The organism is Myroides sp. LJL115 (assembly GCF_054871665.1).
Window position 1 is genome coordinate 45,829 of record NZ_JBTXLS010000008.1, and the last position, 24,455, is coordinate 70,283.

Annotated in this window: 20 protein-coding genes; 5 read left to right on the forward strand and 15 right to left on the reverse strand. The window is 33.0% G+C overall.

Going from position 1 to position 24,455, the window contains the following annotated elements; genetic code table 11:
• Positions 1-4: 4 nt before the first annotated feature.
• Positions 5-625 carry an L-threonylcarbamoyladenylate synthase gene (locus tag ACYSNX_RS03470; RefSeq protein WP_461753298.1) on the reverse strand — a complete coding sequence of 207 codons (621 nt, stop codon included), beginning with the start codon at positions 623-625 and terminating at the stop codon, positions 5-7.
• Positions 626-651: 26 nt separating this feature from the next.
• A complete protein-coding gene (locus ACYSNX_RS03475) occupies positions 652-2,988 on the reverse strand; it encodes an ATP-dependent helicase (protein ID WP_461753299.1) in 2,337 nt (778 codons plus the stop codon).
• 119 nt (positions 2,989-3,107) lie between these two features.
• On the opposite strand from ACYSNX_RS03475, the gene ACYSNX_RS03480 reads away from it, so the two are divergent.
• Complete coding sequence (locus ACYSNX_RS03480; protein WP_461753300.1) at positions 3,108-3,635, forward strand: DUF7935 family protein; 528 nt, start codon at positions 3,108-3,110, stop codon at positions 3,633-3,635.
• A gap of 18 nt (positions 3,636-3,653) precedes the next feature.
• Positions 3,654-4,463 (forward strand): DUF4197 domain-containing protein, encoded by an 810-nt coding sequence (locus ACYSNX_RS03485; protein ID WP_461753301.1) that lies wholly within the window; start codon positions 3,654-3,656, stop codon positions 4,461-4,463.
• Positions 4,464-4,631: 168 nt separating this feature from the next.
• Here the strand turns inward: ACYSNX_RS03485 and ACYSNX_RS03490 are convergent, their stop codons facing one another.
• The 6 genes from ACYSNX_RS03490 to ACYSNX_RS03515 form a co-directional block, all read right to left on the reverse strand.
• Complete coding sequence (locus tag ACYSNX_RS03490; protein ID WP_461753302.1) at positions 4,632-5,432, reverse strand: ABC transporter substrate-binding protein; 801 nt, start codon at positions 5,430-5,432, stop codon at positions 4,632-4,634.
• Positions 5,432-6,250 carry an orotidine-5'-phosphate decarboxylase gene (pyrF, locus tag ACYSNX_RS03495; protein WP_461753303.1) on the reverse strand — a complete coding sequence of 273 codons (819 nt, stop codon included), beginning with the start codon at positions 6,248-6,250 and terminating at the stop codon, positions 5,432-5,434. Before pyrF ends, ACYSNX_RS03490 begins: the two co-directional genes overlap by 1 nt.
• Before the next feature lie 78 nt (positions 6,251-6,328).
• Positions 6,329-7,402, reverse strand: a complete 1,074-nt coding sequence (prfA, locus tag ACYSNX_RS03500) for a peptide chain release factor 1 (protein WP_461753304.1) — start codon at positions 7,400-7,402, stop codon at positions 6,329-6,331.
• A gap of 97 nt (positions 7,403-7,499) precedes the next feature.
• Positions 7,500-8,093, reverse strand: a complete 594-nt coding sequence (locus tag ACYSNX_RS03505) for a YceI family protein (RefSeq protein ID WP_461753305.1) — start codon at positions 8,091-8,093, stop codon at positions 7,500-7,502.
• Between the two features lie 148 nt (positions 8,094-8,241).
• Positions 8,242-9,714, reverse strand: a complete 1,473-nt coding sequence (locus ACYSNX_RS03510; RefSeq protein ID WP_461753306.1) for an aminoacyl-histidine dipeptidase — start codon at positions 9,712-9,714, stop codon at positions 8,242-8,244.
• A gap of 171 nt (positions 9,715-9,885) precedes the next feature.
• Positions 9,886-11,388 carry a S41 family peptidase gene (locus ACYSNX_RS03515; protein ID WP_461753307.1) on the reverse strand — a complete coding sequence of 501 codons (1,503 nt, stop codon included), beginning with the start codon at positions 11,386-11,388 and terminating at the stop codon, positions 9,886-9,888.
• Between the two features lie 601 nt (positions 11,389-11,989).
• On the opposite strand from ACYSNX_RS03515, the gene ACYSNX_RS03520 reads away from it, so the two are divergent.
• Positions 11,990-13,075 carry a DUF3810 domain-containing protein gene (locus ACYSNX_RS03520; RefSeq protein WP_461753308.1) on the forward strand — a complete coding sequence of 362 codons (1,086 nt, stop codon included), beginning with the start codon at positions 11,990-11,992 and terminating at the stop codon, positions 13,073-13,075.
• A gap of 15 nt (positions 13,076-13,090) precedes the next feature.
• Here the strand turns inward: ACYSNX_RS03520 and ACYSNX_RS03525 are convergent, their stop codons facing one another.
• The 4 genes from ACYSNX_RS03525 to guaA all read right to left on the reverse strand — a co-directional run bounded on the left by ACYSNX_RS03525 (position 13,091) and on the right by guaA (position 18,532).
• Positions 13,091-14,389, reverse strand: a complete 1,299-nt coding sequence (locus ACYSNX_RS03525) for an NAD(P)/FAD-dependent oxidoreductase (protein WP_461753309.1) — start codon at positions 14,387-14,389, stop codon at positions 13,091-13,093.
• 308 nt (positions 14,390-14,697) lie between these two features.
• On the reverse strand, positions 14,698-14,925 hold the full coding sequence (locus ACYSNX_RS03530) for a DUF3820 family protein (RefSeq protein ID WP_461753310.1): 228 nt from the start codon (positions 14,923-14,925) through the stop codon (positions 14,698-14,700).
• A gap of 12 nt (positions 14,926-14,937) precedes the next feature.
• Positions 14,938-16,932: a LysM peptidoglycan-binding domain-containing protein gene (locus tag ACYSNX_RS03535; protein ID WP_461753311.1), complete on the reverse strand. Its 1,995-nt coding sequence runs from the start codon at positions 16,930-16,932 to the stop codon at positions 14,938-14,940.
• Between the two features lie 70 nt (positions 16,933-17,002).
• The gene (guaA, locus tag ACYSNX_RS03540; protein ID WP_461753312.1) at positions 17,003-18,532 is read right to left on the reverse strand and encodes a glutamine-hydrolyzing GMP synthase; all 1,530 of its coding nucleotides are present in this window, start codon (positions 18,530-18,532) and stop codon (positions 17,003-17,005) included.
• Between the two features lie 246 nt (positions 18,533-18,778).
• Here guaA and gltS point away from each other — a divergent pair, with 246 nt between their 5' ends.
• Complete coding sequence (gene gltS / locus ACYSNX_RS03545) at positions 18,779-20,002, forward strand: sodium/glutamate symporter (protein WP_461753313.1); 1,224 nt, start codon at positions 18,779-18,781, stop codon at positions 20,000-20,002.
• A gap of 854 nt (positions 20,003-20,856) precedes the next feature.
• Here the strand turns inward: gltS and ettA are convergent.
• Positions 20,857-22,545 (reverse strand): energy-dependent translational throttle protein EttA, encoded by a 1,689-nt coding sequence (gene ettA / locus ACYSNX_RS03550; RefSeq protein WP_461753314.1) that lies wholly within the window; start codon positions 22,543-22,545, stop codon positions 20,857-20,859.
• A 268-nt stretch (positions 22,546-22,813) separates the two neighbouring features.
• Between ettA and ACYSNX_RS03555 the strand changes: the two genes are divergently transcribed.
• Positions 22,814-22,987, forward strand: coding sequence for a hypothetical protein (locus ACYSNX_RS03555; protein WP_461753315.1), 174 nt, complete (start codon positions 22,814-22,816; stop codon positions 22,985-22,987).
• 221 nt (positions 22,988-23,208) lie between these two features.
• Here ACYSNX_RS03555 and ACYSNX_RS03560 read toward each other — a convergent pair whose 3' ends face one another.
• Together ACYSNX_RS03560 and holA are read right to left on the reverse strand one after the other, a co-directional pair.
• On the reverse strand, positions 23,209-23,397 hold the full coding sequence (locus ACYSNX_RS03560; RefSeq protein WP_461753316.1) for a CAL67264 family membrane protein: 189 nt from the start codon (positions 23,395-23,397) through the stop codon (positions 23,209-23,211).
• A 6-nt stretch (positions 23,398-23,403) separates the two neighbouring features.
• Entirely contained in the window at positions 23,404-24,411 is a 1,008-nt protein-coding gene (gene holA / locus ACYSNX_RS03565) for a DNA polymerase III subunit delta (RefSeq protein WP_461753317.1), read from the reverse strand.
• Between the last annotated feature and the right edge of the window lie 44 nt (positions 24,412-24,455).

Below are 24,455 nucleotides of genomic sequence, written 5' to 3' on the forward strand. Positions count from 1 at the left end.
GTTTTTATAAAAAATCAACATCCCCTTTACCCTGACGAATAAGTACTGGCTCAGATTCGGTCAAATCAATAACCGTAGAGGCTTGATTATCACCATACCCACCATCAATAACGGCATCTACCTTATTTTGCCACTTCTCAAATATCAGTTCTGGATCGGTTGTATATTCCAAAATTTCATCTTCATCATAAATGGAAGTAGAAACGATAGGATTTCCTAATTTTTGCACTATTGCCCTACATATACTGTTATCTGGAACGCGAATTCCCACCGTTTTCTTCTTTTTAAACTCCTTTGGCAATTCATTATTACCCGGCAAAATGAAGGTATAGGGCCCAGGAAGTGCTTTTTTCAATATTTTAAAGGTAGCTGTATCTATTTGTCGAATGTAATTCGAAATATTACTAAGATCGGAGCATATAAAGGAAAAGTTTGCTTTATCTAATTTTATACCTTTTATTCTAGCTATCTTTTCTAAAGCTTTAGAATTGGTAATATCACACCCTAACCCATATACTGTATCCGTAGGATAAATAATTAACCCACCATCGCGCAAAATCTTTACAATTTTATCGATTTCCTTTTCATTGGGGTTTTCTGGGTAAATTTTAATAAACTGTGCCATATTCTATTGTACTATTTATTTGTAATTTACGATAATACCTTTAGCTTGGCAAATCTTAACAGCAATTTTTTAATTCCTCCAACATCAAATTTAATCTCCGCTTTTTTATCAGCTCCAACACCTTCTAGATTCAAAATGAGTCCTTTACCAAATCTCTCATGCATTACAGTTTGCCCGCTAGCTAAAGCTTGGTTATCCATAGAAACCGCACTATCAGAAGAAGTAGTACTCATAGGCTTTAGCTTTCTAATATTTCTATCCAAGGTTGGTTCTTGATTATTAGTTATATAAGCTGGAGGCGTACCGTTCTCCGGTTTTTTAAGGCGTAATTTACTTTTATCTACATCCCCAAAAACATCGGCATTCATTCTTGGCTTATACCTATAATTAGTTTCTACCGGAGTTAAATATTCTAAATATTGATCATCAATATCCTCTATAAAACAAGAAGGCTCACTATCTACTAATTTACCCCATCTATATCTAGATTGGGCATAGGTTAGGTAGGCTTGATGTTCTGCTCTTGTCAATGCCACATAGAAAAGACGCCTTTCTTCTTCCAAATCTGAACGAGTACTTTTACTCATTGCACTTGGAAATAAGTCTTCTTCCATCCCCACACAAAAAACAGTTGGGAATTCTAACCCTTTAGCCAAGTGAATGGTCATTAGAGCTACTCTATCATCATCTCCATTGTCTTTATCTAAATCAGTAGCTAATGCTACATCTTCCATAAATTCACTTAAAGAGCCTCTAGCTCCATCAATTTGTTTTTGCCCCTCAATAAAATCTCTAATACCATTGAGTAATTCCTCAATATTCTCCATTTTAGCAATACCCTCAGGAGTAGTATCTTTTCTTAATTCTTGAGCAAGTCCTGTTTTCTTAGCAACATGTTCTGTTAATTGATAAGCATCCATGGTAGCATCATTGGCCTGGAATGCCTTAACCATATTAACAAAATCTGTCAATTTTCCTTTGGTACCTGAGCTAATCTTTAAATCAATTTTATCGATATGCTCCATTACCTCGAAAATAGAACGTTTATAATGATTGGCAGCAATAGTTAATTTATCTAAAGTAGTAGCACCAATACCTCGAGCTGGATAGTTAATTACCCTAATTAAAGCCTCTTCGTCTTTAGGGTTAATAATTAACCTTAAATAGCATAGTACATCTTTAATTTCCTTGCGTTGGTAAAAAGACAATCCTCCATAGATACGGTAAGGAATATCTCTTTTTCTTAATGCATCCTCCATAGCACGTGACTGAGCATTGGTTCTATATAGGATAGCAAAATCTCCATTTTGAGCTTGATCTCTCATCTTTAATTCAAAGATAGTTGAGGCAACAAACCTACCTTCTTCTCCGTCTGTCAAGGAGCGATGAATTTTAATCTTGGGGCCTGGATCATTAGCAGTCCAAACCACCTTCTCTAGCTTTACTTTATTTTTATCAATAATAGTATTGGCTGCTTCTACAATATTCTTAGTAGATCGGTAGTTCTGCTCTAAACGATATGTTTGAACATTGTCGTAATCCTTTTGGAAGTTCAAAATATTATTAATGTTCGCCCCTCTAAAGGCATAAATACTTTGTGCATCATCTCCAACTACACAAATATTTTGGAAACGATCCGAAAGAGCTCTGACAATTAAATATTGAGAGTGATTGGTATCTTGGTACTCATCCACTAAAATATAGCGGAATCTATTTTGGTATTTAGCCAGAACATCGGGAAATACCGTTAGTAATTCATTTGTCTTTAGCAGTAAATCATCAAAGTCCATGGCACCTGCTTTAAAGCAGCGTTCCACATAGTTTTGGTAAATCTCCCCTATACGAGGTTTTTTACTCATAGCATCAGCCTCTTGTAACTCTGGATTTTCAAAATATGCCTTTACAGTGATAAGGCTATTTTTATAGGATGAAATTCTATTAAGCACTTCTTTTGGCTTATAGATATCTCTATCTAATTGCATCTCTTTTATAATTTGACCAATAAGACGTTGAGAGTCTTGAGAATCATAAATAGAGAAATTAGAAGGATAACCTAAACGATCTGCCTCTGATCTTAAAATACGCGCAAAAACAGAGTGAAAGGTTCCCATCCAAAGATTCTTAGCCTCAGAGCCACCTACAATCTGTGCAATACGGGATTTCATCTCCTTAGCAGCTTTATTGGTAAAGGTCAGAGCTAGGATATTAAACGCATCCACTCCTTGATGCATTAAATAAGCAATCCTCAAAGTTAAAACTCTCGTTTTTCCAGATCCAGCACCAGCAATAACAATCATTGGCCCGTCCTTTTGTAATACGGGAGCTCTTTGTGCCTCATTTAACTGATCAATATAATTTTGCATATTCTCTTTTAGTAAAAAATCAAAATTACAACTCCTGTGGCTTTATAACAAGTTTTTGCAATTATAAAAAAGTTAACCTTAGAAGATAATATTGTCTATTTTTGTAAAAAAACAAAACAATGAATCTACAGTCCGCACTTACTATAGTAGCTTATGTCTTACCAGCAATGGTAGTAATTTTAATTAATAATTTGATATTTAAAAGAGTTCTAGAACAACAGGTAAAAATCAGCCGAGGACTTTTACAACAAAGCCTAGAAAAAAAGTTAGATTCTAATGCTTTAAAACTTCAAGCATTGGAAAGATTAACTTTACTAATAGAGCGTATTGATTTACAAAACTTAATACTTAGAGTTCCTTTGGCTACACAGGATAAAAGTGCTTATACTTTAGCTTTAATCCAACATATCAATCAAGAGGTCGACTATAATATTACCCAACAACTTTATGTTAGTGATGCCCTATGGGAGCTAATTATAACGCAACAACAAACAATCATAGCTACTATTCAACAACTTGGCCAAGATTCTACCTATGCAAACTCTAATGAGTTACAACAAGAGTTATTTCAAAGAGCAATACCCCTTAAAAACAACACTAAGATTACACTACAGGCTATAAAATCACAAGCAGTAGAATTATTATAAATAACCTAATACAACAAAATGAATTTAAAACTAAAAGGCATCCTATTTGCAGCAATGCTATGTTTGAGCCCAACTACAATCCAATTACATGCGCAAGAAAACCCTGGTATTTTGACTTCTTTACCACAAGACAAAATTGCTCAGGCTTTAAAACTTGCTTTAAACAAAGGGATTACTGAAAAAGTGGCTAACCTAACACAAAAAGATGGTTTTTATAAAAATGAAATGGTCAAAATTTTGTTACCTGAGCAAGTAAGAAAAGTAGATGAAACTTTACGTAAATTAGGAATGTCTAATCTAGCGGACCAAGGACTTATCTTACTTAATAGAGCAGCAGAAACTGCAGTAAAACAATCTACACCAATATTTGTAGAAGCAGTTAAAAACATTTCCTTTAAAGATGCAACTTCCATCTTACTTCAAACTCCTGATGGAGCTACTACTTATCTAAAAAATGCAACTAGTAACGCTTTATACGACCAACTAACTCCCATAATTAATGAATCTCTTTCTAAAGTAGGAGCAGATAAAGTATGGCAAAATATTTTCAACACCTATAATAACCTACCATTAGTAAAACCAGTTAATACCGATTTAACGGACTATGTTACCAAAGAAACAATGCAAGGGGTATTTACTATGATAGCTGTAGAGGAACAATCCATAAGAGAAAATTTACCAGGGGCTAGAAGCAATTCTTTACTACAAGAAGTATTCTCCATTCAAGATAAAACAGAAAATACTCCAAATACTACTACTTCTAACCAAAATACAGACGTAAAAAACAATAAATCTAAACTTTTAAGAAACTTGTTTAACAAAAAGTAAAAAATTAAACATTTTGATTAAATAACAATATTATAACATTCATTTAACTAATTAAGAAATATTATTTTTAGATATTTGCACTAACAAAATATGATTGATTTCATAAAGGTTAGGGTTAGTTAATAAAAAAACCGAGTAGGATTAGGCCCCTACTCGGTTTTTATTTTTCTATTCAATTCTATTATGAATCTGCTTAAAGTATTCAAAGGCCTTAAACAAGTGAGTTCCCGACCAAGAGAACATTTCTCCATCCACAAATACAGTCTTACCATGATGCGTACAACGTCCTACTTCAAAGGCGTGTTCTTCTTTAAATGGATAAGGTTCTGAGGATAAGAAAATCAATTCAGGATCCCCTTGAATTCTAATTTTACGTATTTCAACTTCAGGATATCTACCAGGTTTATTAGTATAAATATTCTCGAATTTATTAATGCGCATTAATTCATTGATAAAAGTATCATCTCCAGCAGCCATATAAGGCTCTCTCCAAATGAAGTAAGCTGCTTTGTAACTAGGTTTACTAGCTACAAATTGCATAAAATCCTTTTGCGCAAAATTAATTTTATCAATCCACTTCTGCGCCTCAGTACGTTTATTAAACAATATTCCAAAATCTTGTATCATTTGAATATTATCCTCTAGAGTTACTACATCCGTAACCCATACTGGACAAATATCCTTTAAACTATCTACAATCTCTAGAGTATTTTCTTCCTTATTGGCAATAATAATATCAGGACGTAATGCCTTAATTTTTTCTACATCTACTTTTTTAGTACCACCCACTTTCGTTTTAGTAGCTCTTAAATGATATGGATGAACACAAAACTTAGTAATTCCAACTAACTCATCTTCCAAACCTAAATCAAAAAGCGTTTCACTTTGAGAAGGAACTAAAGATACAATACGTTTAGGAGTAGTTTGAAAACTATGCTCCTTACCTATTTGGTCTTTTAAAACAATCATTACTTTGAATTTAAAATTTGCTCCATTTCCTGCTGCATTATTAAAGCTTGTTCTCTTGCTTTCTCTGCAAAATCTACTCCATTTCCTGCGTAAATAATTCCTCTTGAAGAGTTGATTAACAAACCAACATCCTTATTTAGTCCATATTTACAAACATCTTGTAAATTGCCTCCTTGAGCACCAACTCCAGGAACTAATAAAAAACTATTAGGAACTATCTTTCTAATTTGTTGAAAGTATTCTGCTTTTGTAGCACCAACAACATACATTAAGTTATGTGCATTTTTATATTTCTGAGATACACTAAGTACTTTCTCATAAAGAGGAACTCCATCGATTTCTTGGGTTTGAAAATCAAAGGCTCCAGCATTACTTGTTAAAGCTAGTAAAATAGCATGCTTATCTTCAAAGGCTAAAAAAGGTTCTACAGAATCCTTCCCCATATAAGGTGCAACAGTCACACTATCGAAATCCATATCTTCAAAAAAAGCTTTTGCATACATGGTAGCAGTATTACCTATATCACCACGTTTTGCATCGGCGATAGTGTAAATCTGTGGATAATGTGTATTAATATAATCGATAGTCTTTTTTAAAGACTCCCATCCTTTTAAACCATATGCTTCATAAAAAGCTATATTAGGCTTATAAGAAACCGTTAGGTCATGGGTTGCATCTATGATGGCTTTATTAAAAGCAAAAATAGGATCTTCTTGATCTAGTAAATACTTAGGTATTTTATTCAAATCAACATCCAATCCTATACAAAGAAAGGATTTCTTGCTTTTTATCTGCTCAATTAATTGTTGTGTGGTCATTCTAAGTGCAAATTAGTATTTTAAAAAAAACCACACTATACAAAAGTAAGTGTGGTTAAATATAATAGAATCAATAAATTAGAATACGTCGCTTTCTTTAAGCTTCTCTGTATTACTAACCATTTGTAATTCGTCAATGATTTTCTGAATATTACCATTCATTACTCCATCTAAATCGTATAGAGTTAAACCAATACGGTGATCCGTTACACGACCTTGAGGGTAGTTATAGGTTCTAATCTTAGCAGATCTATCTCCGCTACTTACTTGTGAGTTACGTTTAATAGCATCTTCCTCTTGCTTTTTAGCAAGTTCCATTTCATATAATCTTGAACGTAAAACAGATAAAGCTTTATCCTTGTTTTTATGTTGAGATTTTTCATCCTGACATTGAGCCACTAATCCTGTTGGAACGTGTGTCATACGAACAGCACTCTTTGTTGTGTTCACACTCTGACCTCCAGGACCTGAAGAACAGAATAAGTCAATACGAACATCGTTCATATCAATGTGTACATCAAATTCTTCTGCTTCAGGTAAAACCATTACAGTAGCGGCTGAAGTATGTACACGACCTTGAGTTTCAGTTTGAGGAACACGCTGTACACGGTGTACACCAGCCTCAAATTTTAAAGTCCCATAAACATCTTCTCCAGTAACTTCGAAAATAACCTCTTTATAACCTCCAGAAGTTCCTTCATTTACATCTACCACAGAAGTTCTCCAACCTTTACTTTCACAGTATTTAGTATACATTCTATATAGGTCACCAGCAAACAAACTTGCCTCGTCCCCACCTGTACCAGCTCTTACCTCCACCATTACGTTTTTGGCATCCTCTGGGTCCTTAGGTATTAATAAGAATTTAATCTCTTCCTCTAATTCTGGTAAACGTTCCTTTGCCTCTGAAAGTTGCATTTTTGCCATTTCCACCATTTCATCATCACTACCATCAGCGATAATTTCATTAGCCTCTTCAATATTTCCAGTTACATCAATGTATTCAGCACGTTTCTCAACAAGCTGTTTTAAATCTTTGTACTCCTTATTTAATTGTACATAACGCTTTTGATCCATGATTACATCTGGTTGAATAATCAAATCAGAAACTTCATCAAAACGTTGTTTTATAATTTGTAGTCTATCTAACATATCTTTAAACAGATAATTAATTTGGTTTGCAAAGGTATATAAAAAAGGGGAATATCACTAAATATTCCCCTTCAAATTTATGCTTTTTACAATTACATTATTTTGTAATATCCACTGAAATATCTACATCAGACCAAGTTTTACCTTCATGTAAGGCCTTACAAGCCTCGTGTAGGCTATTAAATGCACCCTGAGCAGCAAAATCACTAATAATATCGATACTACCTTTAATATGAATACCATTTTCAATAGTAGTGTAATCAAACTCCTTTTCGATTGTTTTTCCATTCATTGTCAAGTGAATCAATACCTTATCTTGGGTAAACTCACCGAAAAAACCACTAATATTCCCAGTCATTTGACTAAAGAAACTAGCTACTAAAGTTTGGTCCCTTGCGGCATCTTTTGTGGTTACACTAGAGGTAGCTACCACGAAAGTCGCTCCTTGTAATTCTTGCTCTATAGTAGTCCCTTTTTGGTTTAATCCCGATAATTTAATATCGGTAAAACTACCAGTAACTCCAACTTTCTCAGGCGTTTTAAAAGCCGTCCAACTCAAAGTATAATTTAAATTCTTTTGTTGTACTGATTCTACCTCAGTGGTATTCTCACCAGTATTGTCTTGTTTTTTATCTCCACAAGAAGCCATTAACGCTCCTACAAATAACAGTGCTAAAAGTGTTTTCTTCATAGTATGTACTTTTTTTAAACTTTGGGTACAAATTACAAAAAATCTAGCAGAAAAAGTAATTAATCCGGTATTAACTTTTTTGTATAAAAAAATAAGGTTTTAATCCTACAAAAATAAGCCAACTTAGAAAGTTGGCTTATAAACATATTTAATTTTTCTTTGGAATATTTTTCAATACTTCCAAAATAAACTTCCAATATTTCTGAACTGAAGAAATGCTAACTCTTTCATCTGGCGAGTGAGCTCCACGAATGGTTGGTCCAAAAGATATCATATCCATCTCCGGGTAATGCGTACCTAGTATCCCACATTCTAAACCTGCATGACAAGCCACTACATTAGCTTTAGCATTGTTTTGCTTTTCATATATTTCTTCTAAAACTCCTAAAATCTCACTATTTGAATTAGGACTCCATCCTGGGTAAGACCCAGAGAATTCTACCTCACAACCCATTAATTCAAATGCGCTTCTCAGAGAGTTGGCTAAATCCATTTTAGAAGATTCTACCGAAGAACGAGTTAAACATTTAACCGATAACTTCCCTTTCCCCACTTCTACCTTTGCAATATTATTTGAAGCTTCTACTAAATCTTCAAAATCTGTACTCATTTTATACACCCCATTATGAGCTGCATATAAGGAACGCACAAAGAAGTACTGAGCCATAGGAGGCATTACAAACTTAGGTGAATCACTTGATTCTAATTTCTCAAAAACCACTTCAAAGTTTGGATCCACTGTGTGCAATTCTTCTCTAATTTCTTCCACTAAGACATTCATATCATAAACGAAAGCCTCATCATAAATTTGAGCAATTATAACTCTAGCTACACTTTCTCTTGGTATTGCATTACGTAAACTCCCTCCTACAATAGATTCGATTTGTAAGCCGAAAGAATCAAAAGAATCAAAAAGTAAACGGTTCATAATTTTGTTAGCGTTACCAAGTCCTTTATGAATATCCATACCAGAATGTCCACCATTCAAACCTTTCACTGTAATTTTATAACCAACTGATCCTTCAGGAACTAATTCTTCGTCATATTCTGCAGTAGCAGTTACATCTATACCTCCGGCACAACCAATATCAATTTCGTCATCCTCCTCTGTATCTAAATTCAAAAGAATCTCTCCCTCTAAAAGTCCACCTACTAAACCTTTAGCACCTGTCATACCAGTTTCTTCATCAATGGTAAAAAGAGCTTCAATAGCAGGATGCTCAATGTCATTACTCTTTAAAATAGCCATAATAGTAGCTACTCCTATTCCATTATCTGCACCAAGAGTAGTACCTTTTGCTCTTACCCAATCCTGATCTACAAACATTTGTATACCTTGAGTATCAAAATCAAACTCTGTATCATTATTCTTTTGATGCACCATATCTAAATGGGATTGTAACACTACTGTCTTACGATCAACCATTGTAGAGGTAGCAGGCTTTTTAATAATAACGTTACCTACTTGATCTTTAATTGTTTCTAAATTAAGACTTTTACCAAAGTTCATCATAAATTCAATTACGCGCTCTTCTTTTTTTGAAGGACGAGGAACTGCATTTAAATCTGCAAATTGACCCCACAACTCCTTAGGTTGTAAATCTCTTATCTCTTGACTCATATCTTTGTATTTGAATTTTATATTTGTATTCCAAATTTAGACAATTAATACTTAAACCCTACTTTATAAAAGGAATTTTACTACCTAATGCCGATTTTTTTCAATAAAACACATCAAGGGTCAAAAGCAACAACAATTTTCCCTTTTCCTGTAGCAGCTTTACCTTACAAACTACTCCAAATTAGATTGCATTACTCTTTGCTTTACTTTTTGTTTTTCCAATAACTGTAAGACCAATTCAATATCTGGGTCTTTTGCTTGCTTTAAACTTTTTACAAAAAGTCCTTCACTCACTGACAAATTGGGCATTACCCCTCTACATTGGACTTGCTCTTCTATATCTTGATTAAAAAACACTTCGGAACGAGGTAAATTCACAATAGTTTGGGTATTGGGAAGTTTATAATTTAAAAACCAGGAAGCAGTGGTGAAATTGCTACAAGTTCTAGTTTCTTGACCGACAATTATTCCTCTATTGTTTTGCTGAAATAAGCTCGCAAAATAAGCTGCAGCAGAGACTGTATTATTATCTATTAATAGTATCACATTGCCATCAAAAGCATTTCTATCCCTAGGATAATTCTCCAAATAATTCTCCTCTAGTCTACTATTCCCAAAGTAATATTCACTTTGAGGATCATAGTCATAACGTTGAAGCATAAAATTATCCATATTCTTAATATCCATATCGGATAGCTGCCTTTCATTACTATCCACTAAATTTTCTCTAACTTGAATATCAATCACCTTTGTGGCGTATTTGTATTTATTAGAAAATGTTTTGTCTTTGGATATAAAAGAGTAATACAAAGGAATATTACTTAATAGACCACCACCATTGGCTCTAATATCGATAACTAAATTCTTAATTCCTTTCCTGTTGAGTTCTCCAAAAAACTCGTTAAGCTTATGATAAGCATATTCTTCTGAAAATCCGAATGTTTTAATAGTCAAACAATATGTATCATCATTTAACTCTTTAGCAAAAATCCCATAGGAATAGCTTATTAAATCAATTGGAAGTATAGATTTTTGAGAATTGTAATAACTACGGGAGTAATCTACAGCTTTAAGACTTATATGGAATTGCTCTTGAGCATTATCTCCTAGTTTATAAGTGATTTCATAGGTATCTTTATCACTAAACATAAAGGAACAATACAAGGAAAAATCCTTTGCATTAATTGCTTGAATACCCCCATCGGAACTTATTTTTATACTTTCTAGCAAGTCTTCTACTTTATGGCCATTAACCTCCACTAATAAGGCACCTTGCGGGATATCTTGTCCAAATTGATTGACATATACTTTACCATTATAAACTACAGTAGAAAAAGGAAAAAAATATGCTTGTTTTGCAAAGTCTTCAAAAAAAACTAAATCGGTACTCAACCCAGAATGTGCATCATTGATATATGACAAAGGATTTGATAACAAAAACTGAGCATAGGTAGGATTTTGCTCTAATTCATGCCTTAAGCGCACCACATTCTCATTAAATTCCTGATCTGTGGTGAATCTATATGCATTAGGATGTTGCTTTTGGATAATATTTACCAATACATCAAAATCCTCTAAATAATCTTCTTTGGTTAACTCTTGATGCTTTTTTTGAGCTTGTACTTGATGTACTCCCACTAAAAAACAAATAAGTAACAGACTCCTTTTTATCATGTAAAATGACTTCCTTTTAATTAATTGTTATTTCAAATACAAACGCAATTAAAGAATAATTATTTTAAAACATTTGTTTTATTATTCCACGAAGTATTTAAAATGCCATTTTTTATAAACCATTAGAAACGGTTTTCCTTCGGATTATACCATACTATGGTTTGTATTTAACTAGCAATATAAAAATAAACCTTGTAATCCTGTGCTAATCTATGTTTTTTATATCTATTATAACTTAAGATAACAAGTAGTAAATAACACAACCCTTTAATTCACAATAAATTAACTTTAATATTTTCAACCAAACCCATTGTGTACCGATTTATTTACTACCTTTGCACTATAGTTGTGATTATTCAAATAATGTAATTTATATTTTTATAATCCCTTATCGTAATATAGCATTTTTAGTGGGGTTCCCATTAACAAAAAGAACTACTCCCCCCTTCAAGTAGTTCTTTTTTGTTTTACACTTATTTGTAAAACAATACAATTTCCTACTACTTAGAGCATTTAAAGCTAGAAATAATGCAACTAAAATGCTTATCTTTCCACTATACAAGCCTTTAAAATTGACTATAAAAACAATCATATCATAAAAATGGGCAATTTCAACAAGAAAACACTCCTAAGCATCTTCATAGCAATTGCTTTATGGATCTTACTTTATATAGCAAACTATCATCCCGTTTTAGTACAAAAACACTATACAAATGATATATATCTTCTATATAGCAACTATACAAACCTTCTGACTAAACACCTGCCTTTTTCAGTTGGAGACACTGTTTATATAGGTCTAATTGGCTTTATCTTATACAATATTTTCGCTCTTATTAGTAGCCCAATCACTGTAAAGAGAAAAATGATTCAATTTGGCTCCAATACAATACTTACTGTTGTAATAGCCTGGAGTATCTTTAATATCACTTGGGGTTTCAATAATTACAACCTTCCAATTGACAAACAACTTGACTTAGAACAAAGTTATACTATACAGCAATTAGTAGAAATCACCAAGTTGATTCTAGAAAAAACAAAACAACAACATCAAGAACTTGTAGTCCATAAAGATATTCCAGTAAAAAACAATGATTCAGTAGAACAAATCATCCAAGGAGTACCAATGGGTATAAAACAAGTTTCTGAACAACTTGGCATCTTTTCTTATAGAGAAACTTCTTTAAAAAAATCTTTATATAGCTCCTTAATTACTTTTATGGGATTTTCCGGTTATATTAACCCTTTGACTAACGAGGCCCAAATAAATAGGCATATCCCAAAATTAACCATGCCAATTACTGCTAGCCATGAGGTAGCACATCAATATGGATTTGCAAGAGAAAGTGATGCCAATTTTATAGGATTTTTAGCCAATTATCACCATAAATATTTACTAAATCAATATGCTGCAAACATATTTGCTTTAAGGTATTGCCTAGGAGAGTTAAACAAAAAAGAATCCGAAGAATTTCCTGCTATCCTTCAAAGCATTCCTCAAGGTATTAAAGATAATATCCTTGAAAACACAGTGTTTTGGCATAAGCATAGAAACTTTACGGATTCTTTCTTTACAATATTTTATGACACTTTTCTAAAGGTCAACAACCAACATCATGGCTTGCAGTCATATAGCAAATTCGTAGATCTTTTAATTAATTACCAAAAGAAAAAACCTCTTTACTAATACAACGCTAACGCCTTAAGATTGTTTATTTACTTTGTTTTTATTTTTATAAGGTCGTATAATTAAACGCGCTTGTCTATCAAACATTAGGTAGTTATATAACCAGTTAGAGAAAACAACTAATTTATTTCTAAAACCAATTAAAGACATTAAGTGTACAAACATCCATACAAACCAAGCAAAGAAACCATTAAAATGAAATTTTGGTAAGTCCACTACAGCTTTATTACGTCCAATTGTCGCCATAGAACCTTTGTCATTATAGCTAAAAGCCTTCATAGGTTGTCCTTTAGCTAAACGAACTAAGTTACTAGCTAATAAATCTCCTTGTTGAATAGCTGGCTGTGCCATCATAGGATGTCCCATTGGAGTTTTTTCAGTAATCATTGCGGCAATATCACCAATAGCGAAAATATCACTAAAACCTTCCACTTGGTTAAACTCATTAACTTTCATTCTATTACCTCTTTGCATAACAGTTGGCTTATCAAAACCTTCAATATCAGCTCCCATAACACCAGCGGTCCAAATAACGTTTTGAGAAATAAAGTCATTTCCACTCTTAGTGGTTACTTTTTCTCCATCGTAATTGGTAACAATCTCACTTAACCAAACAGTAACTCCAAGTTGCTTTAAGAATTTTTCTGCTGCAATAGAACTCTTCTCGCTCATAGCGTCTAGCACTCTATTTGCACCTTGAACAACGTTAATCTCCATTAAACTAAAGTCTAAGTCTGGATAATCCTTTGGTAAGATATTTTTTTTCATTTCCGCCAAAGCACCAGCTAACTCAACTCCTGTTGGTCCTGCACCAACAATAACAAAGTTCATTAATGCTTTACGCTCTTCAATATCATTAGTTAATAAAGCAGCTTCAAAGTTTTCCAAAACTAAACTTCTAATATCTAAAGACTGAGGTATAGTTTTCATTGCCATACTATTTCTCTTAATCTCCTCGTTTCCGAAGTAATTAGTCTTAGACCCAGTAGCAATTACTAAATAGTCATAAAAAATGGTACCAATATCAGAAACTACTTTTTTATTTTGGGTATCAATACGCTCTACATTTGCTAAGCGGAAGAACACCTCGTTTTGAGATTGAACTACCTTACGAATCGGGTATGCAATAGACCCAGATTCTAATCCACCTGTTGCAACTTGATATAATAATGGTTGAAACGTATGGTAATTGTGCTTATCAAGTAAGACTACTTGAAAGTTTTGATTTTTTAATTTTTTAGCAAGAGACAGTCCTCCGAAACCTCCACCAATAATAACTACTCGTGGTAAACTGGAAGTTGGAATATTCATCATAATCATTCGATTTTTACAAGTTGCAAATTTACGATTAATTATTGTCTTCGTAAAACCTTTTTAAAAACCTTTTTCCCCATAGAACCCCGCATATTTATTGACATTACAATCTTTTATAGGTTTTTTTATATAATCAACAAACCTAGGTCTTTCAATTACATTTCTCCACTTAAAAATCAAAAAAAAATACATAAAAATCAATTCTAAGAAGAAAACGCCCTGAAATTTTAACAATACCTACAAACATCTTGAAAAATCAGTTCCATAAAAAAAGGCTTAAGAAAATTTCTTAAGCCTTATATACTTTCTTATTTAGTATAATTTCTTCTAATCTTATGAATAATAGTTTCTAAACCATTAAGTTTCAATTCATAAACTAAAGCTAACTGCTCACCGAGCTTTCCTTTAGGAAAACCTTTATTATGGTACCACACCACATAATGCTCGGGTAAGTCAATTAAATACACCCCTTGAAACTTACCAAATGGCATTCTTGCATGTGCTAATTCTACTAAATACTCCTGGTTATTTATCATTAATCTAAATAATTACTGTACTACTTTTACTGTAAAATCATCATTATATTGTAATAAGTAAACTCCCTTATTGGTTAAACCACCATTAGAAGTTGGTACATAGTCAAATTTATTTTCTAATTCTTGAGAACTTAACTGTAGGGTTTGTGAAAAACCTTGCTTTTGAAACAACCTCAAAATAACATCTAAAGTCACATCATAACCTCTTACTGCAAAGCGATTAGGAGCAATCTTAAATTGATCTTTATATGCTTGGTAAAAATCAGCTTCATCCATTGAATTATCCGTATCCTTAGTTACCGAAGCGTATATATATTTTAAATCTACTAAAGATTGTACGGTAATTTCACTATACTCAAATATATCAGATTTATCAAAACTAGCTAATTGAATATCATAACTATCCACTAATTTACTCAATGTTTTAGTTAATACAGAAGCCGACTCAATACTTGCAGAATCCAAAATAAAAATATTTTTAACTCCTAAAGATAAACTCTTATCTACATTAGCTAAGTCTGTTGTACTAATTGTTCGTACCGAAGGATAGTTTTCTCTCATAAATTTCTTTGTAGAGACTCTTCTATCATCCACTATCACAGTAACTTTAGTATCCTTTTGCTTTAAAAAATAATTTAGTAAAGTAGATTTTAAAACATCACTATAAGGCATAGTTTGTATTACTCTAGCAGAACCCACAGCTTTTTCATTTGATAAAGGAGAAACCAAGACAACTTTACTATTAGGTAAGTTCTTAGCTGCATTTTCCACGTTGGACTGAAAGAACGGCCCTATAATAGCATCAGTATCTCTAAAATTATTAGAAGAAAATATTTCTATAACACCTGAAGAGTTCTTACCTTCATTAGAATCAAATACATCTACTTGAACATCAAGTCCCATAGATCTTGCTTTACTAACTGCTAATTTAGCACCGGAGTAAAAGTCAAGGGTCATATTTAAAAAATTATCACTCTTAAGCTTTGCTTCTACGTCTTCTCCAACCCCATTAACATTAAATGGCAACAATAGAGCTACTTTCTTTGAAGTATTTAAATCTAGTGAATTCTCTAATTTTAAAGGAGTATCTATTGTCTGCGTAAAATCTTGTTCTACAACAACTTGTTCAAAATCTTGCGGATTATCAACCTTAATTTTAATAATCATATTACTTTGAAGACCCTGCTTTTGAATCTCTGGATTCCATAAAAGTAAATCACCAACACTCACATTATAATTGCGAGCCAAACTATACAAGGTCTGTTTAGGTTCCACTCTTATGGATACAAAATCAGGCGTTTGCTTGTTTTGATCTACTTTCTTATCTTCTTTTGAAATAGTTGTAGCACCAAAGGAAGGCACTTTTATTTGCTGACCAGTTTTTAATCCTTGTTGTAACTCAGGATTTAATTCCACTAATCTTTGAATAGATGTTTGGTAAAGCACAGCTAGTCCATATAAAGTAGATTGAGGCTCTACCTTTATATATTTATAGTATATATTATTAATGTCTACAATAGTATCTACAGAAGAGGCGGTTAAACTAGTTGGGTATTTAGCAGATCCTTCTTGAGGATTTTGTTGATCTTGCCCAATTATTATAACAGAACCAGTTTGCAAACCAGTTAATTTTAATTCCGGATTCCAAAATAACAGATTTTCAATACTTACATTATGAGCCTTACTAATACTATATAAAGTTTCTTTAGGCTGAACTACATAGTTTTTTTGCTTAGTACTAGGAGCAGTAGAGTCTGAACTACTTTGTTTTGTAGAAGATTCGTATTTCTGTGGAATCAATAGCAGCTGTCCTGGTCTTATTCCACTTTTTGCCTCAGGGTTATATTTAAACAACTCTGTAACGGTAATATTATAATCTCTAGCAATCTTACTAATTGTTTCACCTTTACTAACTGTATAGGTAGAAAAGGTTTCTCTCTGCTGAGCACTAACTCCACTAGCAGTAATAATAAATGCGGATAAAATAGCAATAAAATTCTTTCTCATTGTGCAAATCTATTCAATAAAATAATAAGTCGCTACAACAAAGTTACAGCGACTTACTTATTTGGTTAAATTATTCCCATTCAATTGTTGCAGGCGGCTTAGAACTAATGTCATACACTACTCTATTTACCCCTCTCACATTATTGATGATTTTATTGGAAATTTCCATTAAGAATTCATACGGAAGGTGAACCCAGTCTGCAGTCATACCATCGGTAGAAGCAACAGCTCTTAAAGCTACAACTTTCTCATACGTTCTTTCATCTCCCATAACTCCTACACTATTTACAGGCAATAAGATTGCTCCTGCTTGCCATACAGAGTTATATAGATTATGTTCTTTTAATCCTTCTACAAAAATAGCATCTACCTCTTGAAGTAATCTTACTTTTTCTTGAGTAATATCTCCTAAGATACGAATTGCTAATCCTGGCCCTGGGAAAGGGTGTCTTCCTAATAATTCCGGATCAATACCTAAAGAAGCACCTACTCTACGAACCTCATCTTTAAATAACATTCTTAAAGGCTCAACAATTTTCAATTTCATAAAGTCAGGTAAACCACCTACGTTATGATGAGATTTAATTGTTGCTGAGGGTCCTTTAACTGAAATAGATTCGATTACATCAGGATAGATAGTACCTTGACCTAAGAAAGTAGCATCTTTAATTAATTTTGCCTCGTCGTCAAATACTTCGATAAATACTCTACCAATTGCTTTTCTTTTAGCTTCTGGCTCTTCTAAACCAGCTAAAGCTTCCATAAAACGATCTGTAGCATCTACTCCTTTTACGTTTAATCCCATTCCGTTGTAATTTTTAAGTACATTTTGGAATTCATTTTTACGTAAAAGCCCATTGTTTACAAAAATACAGTGCAAGTTTTCTCCAATAGCTTTGTGCAATAATACAGCAGCTACAGTAGAGTCTACTCCTCCAGATAAAGCTAGAACTACTTTTTCCTCACCAATAGTTTGCTTTAAATTGGCTACCGTTTCTTCTACGAAAGCACTTGGTGTGAAGCTTTGCTCTACATTAGCAATATCAACAAGGAAGTTCTTTAGGATTGTCGCTCCATCTGTAGAGTGGAAAACCTCTGGATGGAATTGAATTCCATAAGTAGTCTCTCCTTGAATTTTATAAGCAGCATTTTTCACATCTTTAGTGCTAGCTAATAAAACACCATTCTCAGGTAAAGTTTCGATTGTATCACTGTGACTCATCCATACTTGGCTAGAAGCAGGAACATCCTTAAATAAAGGTTCCGATTCTTCCATAAAAGTAAGATTTGCACGCCCATACTCTCTTGTTTTTGAAGGGGCTACATTTCCTTGATTAAAGTGTGCTAAATATTGTGCTCCATAACAAACTCCCAATAAAGGCATTTTTCCTTTAATATTTGTCAAGTCTGGATGTAAAGCTTGTTCGGAACGAACAGAATAAGGACTACCGGACAAAATAACAGCAGAATACTCTGTCATGTCTGTTGGTATTTCATTGTAAGGTAAGATTTCGCAAAAAATATTCATTTCACGAACTCTTCTCGCAATCAACTGTGTGTATTGCGATCCAAAATCTAATATAAGTACATTGTGTTGCATGCGCAAAAATAGCTAATTCCTTACTTTCAGCAAAAAATCTTCTCAATTATTTTTAAGGAATTTAATCCATTTCATTTAACCCAAAAAAACACCTTCAAACTTACATAATACTTGATAATAGTACTAAATATATGGTTAAACGAGAAAATTTCATTTCATTTTATTTTTTTAGAGACTTGTTTATATATATTTGCTACTCTTACAACAGAATTATTAATATTTTAAAACAAAAATCACCTTAGATATATGGAATTTGGAATATACGAAACTCTTATGTTTGCTTGCTTGGTACTATTTTTAGGCCGAGTAATTGTTCAAAGAATTAATTTTTTCAAAAAGTACAACATCCCCGAACCTGTAGTGGGTGGGTTCCTAATTGCACTACTTTGTTGGGGGGCATATTCATTTTTAGGAAAAGAATTTATTTTCCATGCAGGGCTGCAACAAGGAATGATGTTAATATTCTTTTCTTCGATTGGCCTTAACGCAGACTTTGCTCAACTTATTAAAGGAGGCAAATCCCTTGTCTTCTTTTTAGTTATTGCTGCTGTTTTCATTGTTTGTCAAGACGTATTAGGAGTAACAATGGCTAAAATCATGGACTTAGATCCACGTTTTGGACTTATTGCAGGTTCAATTACATTAACCGGAGGCCATGGTACGGCTGGGGCTTGGGCAGATGACTTTGCGCAAAGTGGTAACCCACTACCAGGCGCTAAAGAAATTGGAATGGCCTGTGCTACTTTCGGTTTAATTTTTGGTGGTACCATTGGAGGGCCTTTAGCTTACCGCTTACTAAAAATGAAGAACTACGCTCCTTTAGATTCTAAAGCAAATAAAACTGCAGAGTTAAATCCAGAGTTCTCTAGCTTAAATGACCCTGCTGACTTTGAAGAAAAACCTAACCTAATTAATTACCAAAATGTACTTGGTTCTATAACAATGGTTGCAGTTTGTTTAGTGGTTGGTAATATTCTTGCTACTTGGAATGCACAATACAGTTTTAAACTTCCAGCTTTTGTTTGGTGTTTATTCATTGGAGTTTTAATACGCAATGGAGCCACTCATCTATTTAAAACTAAAATTGTAGATGAACCAACAGAACTTTTAGGAAACATTGGATTATCCATTTTCTTAGCTTGTGCTTTAATGAGTCTAAAATTATGGTTGATTATTGATCTAGCTTTACCTGTGTTGTTTGTTCTATTACTGCAAGTTGTATTAATGATCATCTTCGCTGCCAACATTACCTACCGTTTTATGGGTAAAGACTACGATGCAGTAGTTCTAGCAGCAGGACATTGTGGTTTTGGCTTAGGTGCAACCTCAACAGCTGTAGCTAACATACAAGCAGTAACAAACCGCTTTGGACCATCTAAAAAAGCTTTTTTAGTTATTCCAATGGTTGGTGCCTTTTTTATAGATATTTTAAACGCACTTATTTTAAACTTGTTTATCACCTTTATATAGAGTTAACTAAGTTTCCTTATAAAAATGGGGGTCTTTACTTTAAAGTAAAGACCCCCATTTTTATGCTATATCCTAAAGATGCAATTTAATACAGAGCGTAGTCCAAAGCTATATAGTTCATATTCAAACAGGCGTTATATCTCAGGTTAAATATTGAGCTTCTACCCCCATAATACGAGGAATTTAACCATTTACATAAACGTTTCATCCAATTGTATCAAACAGCCTTAAGCTAGCTTGGCATTAAAGTAGATCCAAATAGATAATGAGCTATTTTGACTACCTTGTTTATAAATAACTTCAACTCAGCTTCACTTTGATATAATATATAACATATAAAATCATACATCAAGAGTAAAAAAAGCCCTTCAAAAAGTCAGACTATTATAAATCAATGTTTTAACGTTAAAATTCAGATACAAACTATAGTAATTCTACCCTACTATCCTTTCTTTTATAGATGAATACATTATATATCTTCTGTAACTTGACTTTATATTCTATTCACTTGATAAAAATAATACAAATTATATCAAATAGAAATTTAAAAGAAATACACTTCATACACAAGCCCCTCAATAACCAATAAATTAAAATAAAAACTAAGCACATACTATAGCAGTAAGGTATAAAATTTGTGTTTTACTTTATTAATAAAACCTTGCAAATATGTCAAAAAAAGGGGCTATCTCATAAAGGTTACCTAGCTGTCATTCAGGAGTAAATTATTAGGTATAATTTATATTTCAGATTAAATAATTAAATTATACTAAGTAAAGCACGATATTTATTAAGTAAAAAAGGGGCTGTCTTCAATTGTAAGACAACCCCCTTTTTTAAAAATGTGTTTAAAATTAGCGTACTAACTTTTTATATTTTAAACGCGTTGGAGCTGCATCTCCTAAACGCTTAATACGATTCTCTTCATATTCAGAGAAAGATCCTTCAAAAGTATATACTTGAGACTCTCCTTCAAAAGCTAAAATATGCGTACAAATACGGTCTAAGAACCATCGGTCGTGGGAAATTACTACAGCACATCCTGCGAAGTTCTCAAGACCTTCCTCTAATGCACGTAATGTATTTACATCCAAATCGTTTGTAGGCTCATCCAGTAAAAGTACGTTCCCTTCTTCTTTTAGGGTCATTGCTAAGTGTAATCTGTTTCTTTCTCCTCCAGATAAAGTAGATACTTTTTTGTTTTGTTCTGAACCAGCGAAGTTAAAACGGCTTAAATAAGCGCGTGAATTAACCTGACGTCCACCCATTTGAATTAATTCCTGACCATCTGCGAAGTTTTCCCAAATAGATTTCTCAGGATCAATATTAGAGTGAGTTTGATCAACATAAGCAATCTTTACTGTTTCACCAATATCAAAACTTCCTTGATCTGGCTCTTGCTCTCCCATTATCATACGGAAAATAGTAGATTTCCCAGCACCGTTTGGTCCGATAATCCCAACAATACCAGCTTGAGGTAAAGTAAAGTTTAAGTCCTCATATAACAACTTATCTCCGAAAGCTTTACTTACTCCCTTAGCCTGGATTACATTTGTACCTAAACGAGGACCATTTGGGATATAAATCTCTAATTTCTCCTCTAATTGCTTTTGGTCTTCATTTAAAAGCTTATCATAGTTTTGTAACCTAGCTTTTTGTTTGGTCTGTCTACCCTTAGCACCTTGACGAACCCAATCTAATTCTCTTTCTAAGTTCTTACGTCTTTTAGAAGCAACTTTTTCCTCTTGTTCTAAACGCTTACTTTTTTGATCTAACCAAGAAGAGTAATTTCCTTTCCATGGAATACCTTCACCTCTATCTAGCTCCAAAATCCATCCTGCTACATTGTCTAAGAAATAACGGTCGTGGGTTACGGCAATAACAGTTCCTTTATACTGTTGTAAATGTTGCTCTAACCAATGTACAGATTCAGCATCTAAGTGGTTGGTAGGCTCATCCAGTAATAACACATCTGGGTTTTGTAAAAGTAATCTACATAAAGCAACACGGCGGCGCTCCCCTCCGGATAAAACACTAATTGGTGTATCAGGCTCGGGAGTACGTAAAGCATCCATAGCGATTTCCAACTTAGTGTCTAACTCCCATCCTCCAGCTGCATCAATCTTATCTTGCAACTCTGCTTGACGGTCCATTAGCTTTTGCATCTTATCTGCATCTTCATAAACCTCAGGTAAGCCAAACATATCATTAATTTGATTGAACTCATCTAAAATAGCAACTACCTCAGCAGCTCCTTCTTTAACGATTTCAATTACTGTTTTGCTCTCATCTAATTGTGGCTCTTGTTCTAAGTATCCTACTGTATATCCTGGAGCAAAAACAACATCTCCTTGGTAGTTCTTATCCACACCTGCTATAATCTTTAAAAGAGAAGACTTTCCTGAACCGTTAAGTCCCAGAATTCCAATCTTAGCTCCATAGAAAAAGCTTAAATAAATATCCTTTAAAACTGTTTTATTTGTCGATGAGTAGGTTTTACTCACTTTTGACATCGAAAAAATAACTTTTTTATCGTCTGACATAAAGTATAATAAATTGAATTAAAAAATTAAATATGCAATAAGAAAAAAACCTTAATGTAGTCTATTCTACTCACATATGCCAAAAGTACGCTTTATTAACCAATTTAGAAACTGTTTTTTCACAAGGAAGCGGCTAGGGTTAATTTAAACACACTTTATCGTTAATAAATTAATAAATTACGTAAATCCACATGAAATTCATATTTTTTTCTAGGCTATTAAATATAAAAATTGTATTTTTAAAAGGAAATTATAAAATAAATATTCTATGAAAAATTATTCTTTAGTACAAGAGAATGATTTTTGTGAGGATAATCATAAAAATCATTTTTACGATCCCTCAATCGATGCTTATGTTTGTCAAATGTGCGATAGCATATCTCCAGCAAACCACCTAAACAATACCACAGAGGATGAGTATCAAAACTGTATAGGGATTTAATTAGTTTAAAATTTGTGAAGATTGTATTGTAAAATATATTTTTACAAGTTTTACCTAATTAATCCTATTATACTACAAGTTTTGATAACAAAAGGTATGTATAGAAGCATAAGCAATTAAAAAAGGCAGCCCTATAGTTACTATAGTGCTGCCTTTTTTACTTTCAGCTATTTTTGAAGCTCATAGCTAAAGGTGTTAATTTTGTCAGTCAAAACAAAACATTACACTCTACCTTTTAAGGCATTAAATACCCATGCGATAGCCCAGAATCCAATTCCTACACAAACAAATCCCCATCCAGCTACATCATAATACTTCAATGCCCCTAAACCAATTAGTAGACCTCCCATTAAAATCATAATAAGAGTGGCGTATCCCAATATTTTATTTTTATCTAACTTATATCCCATAATTAATTATTTACTAAAAATCTTTACTAACATTTCTTTTAATAGATCTCCTTGAGTTGCGCTAAAAGAACCTACACCTTTACTCTTTAAGTCTACATCCTTTAAGCTAGCAATAACACCGCTAACTGCTTTCATAGAGTAGTGTTTTACTCCTTGTTGGTAGTCCTTTACCGCATAAGGATTAATTTTAAGCTGTTTTACAACATTTACTGAGCTTTTATCTGCTAATCCATGATATAGTAAAAGTTTACTAAAATAACCATATACTAAAGCAACGGTTACCACTATAGGGTTGTTTTTAGGATTTTGAGCAAAGTACTCTACAATTTTAAAAGCGCGAAAACGGTCTTGCTCTACTATAGCTTTGATTAATTCAAAATTATTATAATCCTTACTTATTCCAATATTTTGCTCAACTACCAAAGGAGTGATAGCACTTTGAGCAGGAATAACTAACATAAGCTTATCTAACTCATTGCTGATCTTAGACAAGTCGGTACCTAAAAATTCCACCAACATAGCATTTGCTTTAGGCTCTATAGTATACCCCTTTGCTGATATCTGTTTATTTAGCCAAGGTTCAATTTGATATTCTTTGAGTTTTTTACTTTCGTAAATCACTCCAGCTTTTTCAATAGCTTTATACACCTTTTTGCGTTTATCTATTACCTTATACTTATAGCATAAAACCAAAACTGTAGAGGGTTGTACTTGGTTTGCATAAGCTTCTAATTGATCAAAGCTACGGGCTAAGTCTTGGGCTTCTTTGACAATGATAACCTGTTTATCGGCCATTAAAGGGAAGCGCTTAGCATTTGAAATAATATCTTGTATACTAACATCTCTACCATAAAGAACCATTTGATTGAACCCTTGTTCCTCTTCAGAGAGTACATTATTTTGAATGAAATCACTTATTTTATCTATATAATAAGGCTCCTCTCCCATTAATAAATAAATAGGTGCTGCATTATTATTCTTTATATTTTTTATTATCTGTTTGATTTGCTCCAAAATAAAACCTTTGTTTTTTAATTGCCTTGTTCACAAAGAAAAAA

Coding starts and splice junctions, on each gene's coding strand:
- ACYSNX_RS03535 (WP_461753311.1), bottom strand. CDS start 16,932: ATGAGAAAGAATTTTATTGCTATTTTATCCGCATTTATTATTACTGCT.
- ACYSNX_RS03525 (WP_461753309.1), bottom strand. CDS start 14,389: ATGATGAATATTCCAACTTCCAGTTTACCACGAGTAGTTATTATTGGT.
- prfA (WP_461753304.1), bottom strand. CDS start 7,402: ATGTTAGATAGACTACAAATTATAAAACAACGTTTTGATGAAGTTTCT.
- ACYSNX_RS03480 (WP_461753300.1), top strand. CDS start 3,108: ATGAATCTACAGTCCGCACTTACTATAGTAGCTTATGTCTTACCAGCA.
- pyrF (WP_461753303.1), bottom strand. CDS start 6,250: ATGACCACACAACAATTAATTGAGCAGATAAAAAGCAAGAAATCCTTT.
- ACYSNX_RS03490 (WP_461753302.1), bottom strand. CDS start 5,432: ATGATTGTTTTAAAAGACCAAATAGGTAAGGAGCATAGTTTTCAAACT.
- ACYSNX_RS03560 (WP_461753316.1), bottom strand. CDS start 23,397: ATGGGATATAAGTTAGATAAAAATAAAATATTGGGATACGCCACTCTT.
- ACYSNX_RS03475 (WP_461753299.1), bottom strand. CDS start 2,988: ATGCAAAATTATATTGATCAGTTAAATGAGGCACAAAGAGCTCCCGTA.
- ACYSNX_RS03520 (WP_461753308.1), top strand. CDS start 11,990: ATGGGCAATTTCAACAAGAAAACACTCCTAAGCATCTTCATAGCAATT.
- ACYSNX_RS03470 (WP_461753298.1), bottom strand. CDS start 625: ATGGCACAGTTTATTAAAATTTACCCAGAAAACCCCAATGAAAAGGAA.
- ACYSNX_RS03505 (WP_461753305.1), bottom strand. CDS start 8,093: ATGAAGAAAACACTTTTAGCACTGTTATTTGTAGGAGCGTTAATGGCT.
- ACYSNX_RS03530 (WP_461753310.1), bottom strand. CDS start 14,925: ATGATAAATAACCAGGAGTATTTAGTAGAATTAGCACATGCAAGAATG.
- ACYSNX_RS03485 (WP_461753301.1), top strand. CDS start 3,654: ATGAATTTAAAACTAAAAGGCATCCTATTTGCAGCAATGCTATGTTTG.
- ACYSNX_RS03515 (WP_461753307.1), bottom strand. CDS start 11,388: ATGATAAAAAGGAGTCTGTTACTTATTTGTTTTTTAGTGGGAGTACAT.
- guaA (WP_461753312.1), bottom strand. CDS start 18,532: ATGCAACACAATGTACTTATATTAGATTTTGGATCGCAATACACACAG.
- ettA (WP_461753314.1), bottom strand. CDS start 22,545: ATGTCAGACGATAAAAAAGTTATTTTTTCGATGTCAAAAGTGAGTAAA.
- ACYSNX_RS03555 (WP_461753315.1), top strand. CDS start 22,814: ATGAAAAATTATTCTTTAGTACAAGAGAATGATTTTTGTGAGGATAAT.
- ACYSNX_RS03510 (WP_461753306.1), bottom strand. CDS start 9,714: ATGAGTCAAGAGATAAGAGATTTACAACCTAAGGAGTTGTGGGGTCAA.
- gltS (WP_461753313.1), top strand. CDS start 18,779: ATGGAATTTGGAATATACGAAACTCTTATGTTTGCTTGCTTGGTACTA.